Raw genomic sequence first — 10,965 nt, 5'->3', positions numbered from 1 at the left:
CCATCGGGGGGCCTGGGGGAGCGCGCGCCCCGGCAGGGGGCGCGAGCGTGGCATTGTGGTGGCGCGGGCGGTAGGACAAAAACCTTCGCCCGATCTGATGTTGTGATGTTGAGGGCGTGTGAACGTACCCCTCGATGATGAATACTCGGTCTTCTCGACATCCGGACGGTCGCGGGTTGGAGGGGTCGGTCCGTTGAACAGCACTCCGGCGCGGAACGCGCCGAGCAGCAGCGGTCATGCCGCTGTACCCGGGCAGGCCGGCTCGTTGCACCTGCCCGTACCGGCGGCCCCGCCGGAGGGTGAGATCGCGAGCCGCGGCGCCCACCCCGTCGCCGAGGCCCAACCATGGGGCGTCGGCGACCCTGGCTCGATCTACGACTACATCCGGGTCGCGACCTTCGCGATCGGCCCGGACGGGCGGATCAGCCAGTGGAGCGAACGCGCCGCCGAGTTCTTCGGCGTCCCGGCCGCCGACGCCGTCGGCGCCGACCCGATCGCCACCTTCGTCCCCCGCGAGCTCTGGCAGCGCGGCCGCACCCGGCTGGAGCGCACCCTGGCCGGCGAGGAGTGGGTCGGCACCACCCCCTACCGGGACGCCGACGGCGGCGAGGGCCTCGCCGAGCTCTACCTGATGCCCGACAGCGCCCTGCCCACCGCGGGCGCCACCTGCCTGGCCGTCGACCTCGGACGGCTGCGCCGGATCGAGACCGACCTCGCCGCCTCCGAGGCCGTCTTCGGACAGACCCCCACCGGCTTCGTGCTGTTCGACGGCCGGCTGCGCCTGCAGCGGGTCAACGACTCCTTCGCCTCCGGCATGGGCCTGGTCCCCACCGACCTCGAGGGACTCACCCCGCACGACCTCTTCCCGCCGTCCGAGGCCGACCGGCTCAGCGCCGCCCTGCGCAAGGTCCTCGCCACCGGCGAGCCCGTCTTCGACCTGCGCTTCCACGGCGCCGTCCCGACCCGCGAGGGCAACCGGCTCTGGGCCGTCTCCCTGTACCGCCTCAACGGCGCCGCCGGGCAGCCGATGGGCGTGGCGGGGCAGGTCTCCGACGTCACGAGCCGGCACGTCGCCGAGCGCGAGGCCGACGGCGTGCGCCGCAACCTCGCCCTGCTCAACGAGGCCAGCGCGCACATCGGCTCCACGCTCGATCTGGAGACCACCGCCAAGGAACTGCTGGACGTCGTCGTCCCGCCGTTCTGCGACCTCGCCACCGTCGACCTCTACACCGCGCTGCTCTCCGGCGAGACCGTCCCCAGCGCCGGCCGGCTCGGCGACACCGTGCTCACCGACGGCAGCGGCGAACTGCGCCGGGTCGCCGTCTCCAGCGTGGTCGGCGGCGCCTCCTCGGTGCTCGGCTCGGTCACCGGCCTGCCCATCGCCGAGGCCGGCGGCACCCTCTGTTACCCGCGCCGCTCCCCGCACGCCCGGGCGCTGCGCACCGGCCGCAGCGTCGTCCCCGAGCCCGGCCCCGACCCGCTGATGCGCTCCACCCTGATCGTCCCGCTGGTCGCCCGCGACCAGGTGCTCGGCCTCGTCCAGCTCTCCCGGGCGATCGGCAGCGAGCCCTTCGACGCCCGCGACGTCGCGATCGCCGAAGAGCTCGTCGCCCGCGCCGCCGTCTGCATCGACAACGCCCGGCTCTACCGCCGCGAGCACGAGCGGGCGCTGATCCTCCAGCGCAGCCTGCTGCCCCCGGGCAACCCCGCCGCCAGCGGCCTGGAGATCGCCTGCCGCTATCTGCCCAGCAACAACAACACCGAGGTCGGCGGCGACTGGTTCGACGTCATCCCGCTGCCCGGCAACCGCACCGCGCTGGTCATCGGCGACGTGATGGGCCGCGGCCTGCGCGCCGCCGTCGCCATGGGCCAGCTGCGCACCGCCGTCCGCACCCTGGCCATGCTCGACCTGGAGCCGGGCGAGGTGCTCACCGCCCTCGACGAGATCGCCCGCGGCCTCGGTGACGACTCCGTGCCGGCCGGACCGCCCACCCCGTACGGGCGGCTCACCTCGACCGCCGACGAGGAGGCCCGCGAGGTCTACCTGGCGACCTGCGTCTACGCGGTCTTCGACGCCGTCAGTCGGCGCTGCTGGATCGCCAACGCCGGCCACCTGCCGCCGGTGCTGCTCAGCCCCGGAGAGGGCGCCCGGATGCTCGACGTGCCGCCCGGACTGCCGCTCGGCGTCGGCGGCGAGCCCTTCGAGGAAGTCGAGTTCGAACTCCCGGACGGCTCCGTCCTCGGCCTGTACACCGACGGCCTGGTGGAGAGCCGCAAGCACCAGCTGGACGAGGGCCTGCGCGCCTTCCGTACGGCGCTCTCCGCCGAGGGCAAGGGCCTGGAGGACCTCTGCGACCACGTGCTCGGCGAGCTCAACCCGCACCACGGCGAGGACGACATCGCCCTGCTGATGGCCAAGGTGCACGCGTTCCCCGAGGACGCCGTCGGCAACTGGTACCTGCCGCCCGAGCCCACCTCCGTTGCCAAGGCCCGCGAGCTGGCCTGCAGCTGGCTGCTGGCCCGGGGACTGGACGAGCTGGTCGACACCACCGAGCTGCTGGTCAGCGAGCTGGTCACCAACGCGCTCAAGCACGGGCGCGGGGAGATCCGGCTGCGGCTGCTGCGCGAGCGCGGTCTGGTCTGCGAGGTCTGGGACGACGGCTACGCCCAGCCCCGGCAGCGGCGCGCCCAGGAGACCGACGAGGGCGGGCGCGGCCTGCAGCTGGTCAGCCTGCTGGCCGAGCGCTGGGGCAGCCGGCGCACGCCGAAGGGCAAGATCGTCTGGTTCGAGCTGGCGCTGTAGCCGCCCCGGAAGTCGACCGGGCCGGCCCGGTCGCAGGGGTCGGCCGCACCCGTCGGGCCGTACCGGTCGGGCCGCACGGGTTGGGCCGCACGGGTTGGGCCATAAGGGTGCAGTCGCCCCCGGCCCGCCGTGTCGGTGCGGGCCGGGCCGGACGGGCGGCGTTCGATGGCCGCCATGCGCGTCCGCCAGCTCACCGCCGCAGCCGCCGCGCTGCTGCTCGCCGCCGGTCTCGGCGGCTGCTCCGACGACCCCGCCCCCACCCGCACCCCGGCCCCCGCGCCGTCCTCGGCCGACCCCACCGCCACCACCGGGGACGTCCGGCCCGCCGACCGCTCCGCCGTCCGGGACGGCGGCACGCTGCGCTGGGCGGTGGACGGCGTCCCGGCCACGCTGAACGTCTACCAGGGCGCGGCGACCGCCGACTCGGCGCTGCTCGCCCACGCGCTGTACCCCTCGCTGTTCCGCCCCGACGGGCACGGCCGGCTCGAACCCGACCCGGACTACCTGACGAGCGCGGAGTCCACGCCGCCCGGGCAGCAGCCGCAGGTGGTCACCTACCGGCTCAACCCGCACGCCGTCTGGAGCGACGGCACCCCGCTGTCGGCCGCCGACCTCGCCGCCCAGCGGGCCGCCCTCTCCGGCCTCAACCCCGCCTACCGGGGCGGGCACCCGGCCGGGTACGACGCCGTCGACTCGGTCGCCCGGGGCACCGACCCGTACGAGGTGCGGGTCACCTTCCGGCGGCCGTACGCCGAGTGGCGTTCGCTGTTCGGGCCGCTCTACCCGGCGGCCGAGACGGGCACGCCGGACGCCTTCAACCGGGCGCTGACCGGCGGCGGCCACCCGAGCGCCGGGCCGTACACCGTCTCCCGGTACGACGCCGAGGGCGGGCAGGTCACCGTGACGCGCAACCCGCTCTGGTGGGGGGACGCGCCGAAGGCCGACCGGATCGACTTCTTCGCCGCCCCGCCCGAGCAGCGGCTGGACGCGCTCGACCAGGACCGGCTGGACATCGCCCCGCTCACCGCGGCGGTGGACCGGGCGGTGCCGGCGCCCACCGGGTCCACCTCGGCGGCGGCTCCGCCCGCCGCGGCACCCGAGGCGGCGGCGACGGCGCTGCGGCGCGCCGAGTCGCTGCCCGGCGTCACCGTGCACCGGGCGGCCGCTGCCTCGCTCACCCAGCTCACCGTCAACGCCGCCCGCGGTCCGCTCACCGACCCGGCCGTGCGCCGCGCCCTCGGCCGCGCCGTCGACCGGCGGCGGATCGCCGACGCCGCGCTCACCCCGCTCGGCCTGCCCGCCGCGCCGCTCGGCAGCCACCTGCTCGCCGCAGACCAGGAGGGCTACCGCGACAACAGTGCGGCGGCCGGCCCGGCGGACGCGGCCCGGCTGCTGGACGGGGCGGGCTGGAAACGGCCCGCCGGCCGGGGCACCCGGACCAAGGGCGGCAAGGAGCTCGCCCTCACCCTGCTCGTCCCGGCCGGCTCGGCCACCGCCAGGCGCACCGCCGACGCGCTCACCGCCGACCTCGCGGAGTCCGGGATCGCCCTGAAGCCGGTGACGGTGCCCGCCGAGACCTTCGTCCGGGACCGTCTGGCCGCCGGGGACTACGACCTCGCGCTGTTCTCCTGGCCGGCCGGCCCCAGTCCGGCGAGCGAGCAGCGCCCCGCCTACGCCAAACCCCGGCCCGATCCCGACGGCGCGCTCGACCCCGGCACCAACTACGGCCGCAGCGGCACCGAGGAGATCGACCGGCTGTTCGACCGGGCCTCGGCCGAACTGGACCCGGCGGCCCGGCTGGACCTGCTGCAGGAGGCGGACGTACGGATCTGGCAGCTCGGGCACTCGGTGCCGCTGTACCAGCGCCCCGACCTGGTCGGCGTCCGGGAGGGCGTGGCGGGCGCGGGAGCCTTCGGCTTCGGCTGGCCGCGCTTCCAGGACGTGGGGTGGATCCGGGTCCCGTAGGGCTGCCGGAGGGTGAACAGTGTGTGACCCAGCTGTGATCTTGGTCCCGCCCGACCTGCTCGTTTCCGCCCATCTGGGCGCTTCCCCGTACGATAGGAGGAAGCCGAGGCATGTCCATTGCCCGGCGGGTGGACCGGTAGTAGCAGGCGGAACGGGCGGCGGCGATCGATAGGGATCGCAAGTGCGCGTCACGCAGCCGGGCGCCGCAACCCACGATTCCGGGAGAATCAGCAAGGCATGCCCACGCGCAACGACATCCGTAACGTCGCCATCGTCGCCCACGTCGACCACGGCAAGACCACCCTGGTCGACGCCATGCTGAAGCAGGCCGGCGCCTTCGCCGCCCACCAGCACCTCGACGACCGCATGATGGACTCGAACGACCTGGAGCGCGAGAAGGGCATCACCATTCTCGCGAAGAACACTGCCGTCAAGTACCACCCCAAGGAGGGTGGCGCGCCGGTCACGATCAACATCATCGACACCCCGGGCCACGCCGACTTCGGTGGCGAGGTCGAGCGCGGCCTGTCGATGGTCGACGCGGTCGTGCTGCTGGTCGACGCCTCCGAGGGTCCGCTGCCGCAGACCCGCTTCGTGCTGCGCAAGGCGCTGACGGCCAAGCTGCCGGTCATCCTGTGCATCAACAAGACCGACCGTGCGGACTCCCGGATCGACGAGGTCATCAACGAGACCTACGACCTCTTCCTGGACCTCGACGCCACCGAGGAGCAGATCGAGTTCCCGATCGTCTACGCCTGTGCGCGTGACGGCGTCGCCTCGATGACCAAGCCGGAGGACGGCACCGTGCCGGCCGACAGCGACTCGCTGGAGCCGTTCTTCTCCACCATCCTGGCGCACGTCCCGGCCCCGACCTACGACGAGGGCGCACCGCTCCAGGCGCACGTCACCAACCTGGACGCCGACAACTTCCTCGGCCGTATCGCGCTCTGCCGTGTCGAGCAGGGAGAGCTGCGCAAGGGCCAGCAGGTCGCGTGGATGAAGCGGGACGGCTCGGTCCAGCAGGTCAAGATCACCGAGCTGCTGATGACCGAGGCGCTCACCCGCAAGCCGGCCGAGGTGGCCGGCCCCGGCGACATCTGCGCCGTCGCGGGCATCCCGGACATCATGATCGGTGAGACCCTGGCCGACCTGGAGAACCCGGTCGCGCTGCCGCTCATCACGGTGGACGAGCCGGCCATCTCGATGGTCATCGGCACCAACACCTCGCCGCTGGTGGGCAAGGGCGGCAAGGGCCACAAGGTCACCGCCCGCATGGTGAAGGACCGCCTGGACCGCGAGCTGATCGGTAACGTCTCGCTGCGCGTGCTGCCGACCGAGCGTCCGGACGCCTGGGAGGTCCAGGGCCGTGGCGAGCTGGCGCTGGCCATCCTGGTCGAGACCATGCGCCGGGAGCTCTTCGAGCTGACTGTCGGCAAGCCGCAGGTCGTCACCAAGGTCATCAACGGCAAGGTGCACGAGCCGGTCGAGCGGATGACCATCGACAGCCCCGAGGAGTACCTCGGCGCCATCACCCAGCTGATGGCGACCCGCAAGGGCCGCATGGAGACCATGACGAACCACGGCTCCGGCTGGGTCCGCATGGAGTTCATCGTCCCGTCGCGCGGCCTGATCGGCTTCCGGACCCAGTTCCTGACGGACACCCGTGGCACCGGTATCGCGCACTCCATCTTCGAGGGCCACGAGCCGTGGTTCGGCGAGCTGCGGATGCGCAACAACGGTTCGCTGGTGGCGGACCGCGCGGGCGTCGTGACGCCGTTCGCGATGATGGGCATCCAGGAGCGCGGCACGCTGTTCGTCGAGCCCACCACCGAGGTGTACGAGGGCATGATCGTCGGCGAGAACTCGCGCCAGGACGACATGGACATCAACATCACCAAGGAGAAGAAGCTCACCAACATGCGTGCGGCCTCCTCCGACACCACGGAGAACCTGGTCCCGCCGCGCAAGCTCTCGCTGGAGCAGTCGCTGGAGTTCTGCCGCGAGGACGAGTGCATCGAGGTGACCCCGGAGACGGTTCGCATCCGTAAGGTCGTCCTGGACCAGAAGGACCGCGGACGCACTGCCTCGCGTGCCAAGAAGGCGTGATCCGGACGCACTGAACGGCCATTGGCCGGAATGATTCGCCCCCCTTTCCATTGGAGAGGGGGGCGAACTTTTTCAACTACTCCAAGTTGCCGGGGCCGCTATTAACCGAATAACGCTCATCACATCGAGGTGTCCGCTGAGCGGACGCGACGGTTCGTCATGTATGACGACTGTCCGTTTGGTACCTGTCTGGCTATGTCTCAAATGTCCGGTTTTCGAAACTTACCGACTGTTCATGTGACCTAATTGAGATCGTCACTGGTCACTTTCGTGTCCGTGCGTGACGGATAGTGGGTGCAGTCAGGCTCGGGTCAAGGGTGAACGCGCAGGGGTGCGCGCCGAAACCACGAGCGCGGACGGCACAGCGGGTCGGTGAGAACCGTTTCCGCAGTGCTCTCCTCGTTGCAACGTCGAATTCAGGAGGCACACCGATGCGTGGTGGGAGCCAGGCCAAGTGGGTTGTCGCAGCTGTTGCGGTCGCCCTTGCCGCGACTGCTTGTAGCAGCAGCAGCGACTCCTCCAGCGGGGGCAGCTCCGATGGTGCGGTCAACGCCCAGGGCGTCTTCAGCTACCAGAGCGCCGAGCCGCAGCGTCCGCTGCAGCCGGCGAACGCCATGGAGAACCAGGGCGGACGTATCGTCAAGCAGCTCTTCACGGGCCTCGTCGACTACGACCCCGCGACCGGTGCCCTGCGCAACCAGGTGGCCGACAAGATCGAGACCACCGATGCCAAGACCTACACCGTCACGCTGAAGTCCGGTTGGACCTTCCACGACGGCACCCCGGTCACCGCCAAGTCCTTCGTGAACTCGTGGAACTGGTCGGCCAACCCGGCGAACAACCAGATCAACTCGGACTGGTTCTCGGACATCGTCGGCTACGACGCGGTCCACCCGGACAAGGACAAGGGCGACCCGACGGCGAAGGAGATGTCGGGCCTCAAGGTCATCGACGACACTCACTTCACCATCGAACTGACCAGCACCGTCTCGTACTTCACGTACAAGCTCGGCTACTCGGCCTTCTTCCCGCTGCCCGAGGGCTTCTTCGCGGACCCGAAGGGCTACGGCGAGAAGCCGATCGGCAACGGCCCCTACAAGTTCGTCTCGTGGGAGCACAACAAGGCCATCACGCTGGCCGCCTACGACAAGTACACGGGCAGCAACAAGCCGAAGAACGGCGGAATCGTCTTCCGCAACTACACCTCGCCCGAGGCCGCGTACAAGGACCTGATGTCCGACACGCTGGACGTGCTGGACCAGGTCGACTCGACCGACCTGCCGAAGTACAAGGACGACCTGGGCAAGCGCGCCGTCGACCAGGCGCAGGGTGCCATCCAGAACATCTCGTTCGCCCTGTACAACGCGGACTGGAGCGACCCGGCGAAGGCCAAGGTCCGCCAGGGTCTCTCGATGGCGATCGACCGTGACACCATCACCAAGACCGTGCTGAACAACAGCCGTCAGCCCGCCGACTCGTTCGTGGCGCCGGGCGTCATGGGCTACAAGGCCGGCACCTGCGGCGACGCCTGCAAGTACGACCCGGTCAAGGCGAAGCAGCTGATCGCCGAGGGCAACGGCGTCCCGGGCAACAAGATCGGCATCATCTACAACTCCGATGGCGGTCACAAGGAGTGGGTGGACGCGGTCTGCAACTCGATCCGCCAGGCGACCGGCGTCGAGTGTGTCGGTGACCCGAAGCCCGACTTCAAGACCTCTCGTGACATCATCACCAAGAAGACCGTCCCGAGCATGATGCGTACCGGCTGGGTGCAGGACTACCCGCTGAACGCCAACTTCCTGCGCGACGTCTACGGCACCGGTGCCTCGGCCAACGACGCCGGCTACTCGAGCGCCGAGTTCGACAAGCTGTCGCACGAGGCCGACGCCGCCACCTCGGTCGAGAAGACCGCCGACCTGTACCAGCAGGCCGAGGCCGTTCTGGCCAAGGACATGCCGGCGATCCCGCTCTGGTACTACAAGACCAACTCGGGTTACTCCAACAAGGTCCAGAACGTCAAGTTCAACTCCTTCGGCGACCCGGTCTACACCGACGTCGAGGTCAAGAAGTAGTAATCGGTCGGCACCGCCTGACCCGGTGACAACGGCCGGTGCCCGTCCCATCCCCACAAGGGCGAGGACTGGCACCGGCCGTTGGCACGCCGACTTATCTCTGGCCGGGTTGACGGGCCCGGCAGAGTCATACATGGAGGCACGATGGGGCGCTTTGTCGCGAGGCGACTGCTCCAGATGATTCCGGTGTTCCTCGGAACGACCGCACTCATCTTTTTCATGGTGCACTTGCTGCCCGGTGATCCGGTGGCAGCGTTGTGGGGCGACAAGGCGCCGGACCCGGTGCAGCTCGCCGCCCTGAAGCACCAGCAGGGACTCGACCAGCCGCTGCTGCAGCAGTACTTCTCCTACATGGGGAAGCTGTTCACCGGCGACTTCGGTACCTCTCTGGACGGCCGGCCGGTGCTCGACAAGATCACCGAGGCGCTGCCTGTCACGATCCGGCTGGCGCTGTTCGCGTTCGGCATCGAGATCGTGCTCGGCATCGGCATCGGACTGTTCGCCGGTCTGCGTCGCGGCAAGGCGTTCGACAAGGGCGCGTTGGTCATGACGCTGCTGCTGATCTCGATCCCGGTCCCCGTGCTGGGCTTCATCTTCCAGACGGTCTTCGCGAACAACCTCAAGTGGGTCACCCCGACGGTCCAGGACTCGAACGACATCACCCAGCTGATGCTGCCGGCCTTCGTCCTCGGCTCGCTGTCGCTGGCCTACGTCGCGCGTCTCACCCGTACCTCCATAGCCGAGAACATCAAGGCCGACTACGTCCGCACCGCGGTGGCCAAGGGCCTGCCGCGCCGGAAGGTCATCGGCACCCACCTGCTGCGCAACTCGATGATCCCGGTGGTCACCTTCCTCGGTACCGACCTCGGCTCCCTGATGGGCGGTGCGATCGTCACCGAAGGCATCTTCAACGTGAAGGGTGTCGGCAACGCGCTCTACCACGCCATCAACATGAAGGAAGGCGCGACCGTCTCCGGTTTCGTCGCCTTCCTGGTGCTCGTGTACCTGGCCGCCGGCCTGATCGTCGACCTGCTTTACGCGGTCCTGGACCCGAGGATCCGTTATGCCTGACCTGACCGAGAAGAAGACCGCCGGGGACAACATCCCGGCCCAGCGCACTGCGGACACTCCCGCGCCGAAGCCGGAGAAGCCCCGCAGCCTCGGCTCGGATGCCTGGCACGACCTGCGCCGCAAGCCGATCTTCGTGATCTCCGCGCTGTTGATCCTGCTGCTGATCGTCATCGCGATCGCGCCGGGTCTGTTCACCTCGGTGGACCCGCGCGCCGGCGACCTGCGCAACCACTACCTGACGAAGCCGAACTACAGCCACTTCTTCCAGGCCGACTGGTTCGGTTACGACCTCCAGGGACGCAGCCTCTACGCCCGCGTCATCTACGGCGCCCGCGCCTCGGTCGTGGTCGGCATCACCGTCACCGCGGGTGTGACCATCTTCGGTGGCATCACCGGCATGCTCGCCGGCTACTTCGGCGGCTGGATCGACACGATCATCTCCCGGATCACCGACATCTTCTTCGGTATCCCGCTGCTGCTCGGTGCCCTGGTGATCCTGAACGCCTTCACCTCGCGCACCATCTGGAGCGTCGTCTTCGCCCTGGTCGCCCTGGGGTGGACCCAGATGACCCGCGTGATGCGCGGCTCGGTCATCACGGTCAAGCAGGCCGACTTCGTGACCGCGGCCAAGGCGCTCGGCGCCGGCACCAGCCGGATCCTGCTCAAGCACATCCTGCCGAACGCGATCGCCCCGGTGATCGTCGTCGCCACCATCGCGCTCGGCGGCTACATCGCCACCGAGGCGACGCTGAGCTTCCTCGGTATCGGTCTGCAGGACCCGACCATCTCCTGGGGTATCGACATCAACTCGGCCCAGAAGGTGATTCGGACGGCGCCGTTCGCGCTGTTCTTCCCCGCCGGAATGCTCAGCATCACGGTGCTGGCCTTCATCATGCTCGGCGACGCGGTGCGCGACGCCCTCGACCCGAAGCTCCGCTGAGAGAAGAG

At 69.9% G+C, this 10,965-nt stretch carries 6 protein-coding genes; all 6 read left to right on the top strand.

Annotated elements, in window-relative coordinates; all coding sequences use genetic code 11:
* Positions 1-193 precede the first annotated feature (193 nt).
* The 6 genes from ACIBEC_RS06690 (at position 194) to ACIBEC_RS06665 (ending at position 10,957) form a co-directional block, all read left to right on the top strand.
* Positions 194-2,803: a SpoIIE family protein phosphatase gene (locus tag ACIBEC_RS06690; protein ID WP_396287767.1), complete on the top strand. Its 2,610-nt coding sequence runs from the start codon at positions 194-196 to the stop codon at positions 2,801-2,803.
* Positions 2,804-2,977: 174 nt separating this feature from the next.
* Entirely contained in the window at positions 2,978-4,768 is a 1,791-nt protein-coding gene (locus ACIBEC_RS06685; RefSeq protein WP_360499907.1) for an ABC transporter family substrate-binding protein, read from the top strand.
* A 237-nt stretch (positions 4,769-5,005) separates the two neighbouring features.
* Positions 5,006-6,874: a translational GTPase TypA gene (gene typA / locus ACIBEC_RS06680; RefSeq protein WP_360499909.1), complete on the top strand. Its 1,869-nt coding sequence runs from the start codon at positions 5,006-5,008 to the stop codon at positions 6,872-6,874.
* Between the two features lie 431 nt (positions 6,875-7,305).
* Positions 7,306-8,946: an ABC transporter substrate-binding protein gene (locus ACIBEC_RS06675; protein WP_360499911.1), complete on the top strand. Its 1,641-nt coding sequence runs from the start codon at positions 7,306-7,308 to the stop codon at positions 8,944-8,946.
* Positions 8,947-9,090: 144 nt separating this feature from the next.
* Complete coding sequence (locus ACIBEC_RS06670; RefSeq protein WP_360499913.1) at positions 9,091-10,017, top strand: ABC transporter permease; 927 nt, start codon at positions 9,091-9,093, stop codon at positions 10,015-10,017.
* The gene (locus ACIBEC_RS06665) at positions 10,010-10,957 is read left to right on the top strand and encodes an ABC transporter permease (RefSeq protein ID WP_360499915.1); all 948 of its coding nucleotides are present in this window, start codon (positions 10,010-10,012) and stop codon (positions 10,955-10,957) included. Before ACIBEC_RS06670 ends, ACIBEC_RS06665 begins: the two co-directional genes overlap by 8 nt.
* Positions 10,958-10,965: the final 8 nt, after the last annotated feature.

Source organism: Kitasatospora sp. NPDC051164, assembly GCF_044455625.1.
Taxonomy (GTDB): domain Bacteria; phylum Actinomycetota; class Actinomycetes; order Streptomycetales; family Streptomycetaceae; genus Kitasatospora.
The sequence above is the reverse complement of the archived record's forward strand: the minus strand, read 5'-3'. Positions and strand labels throughout refer to the sequence as shown.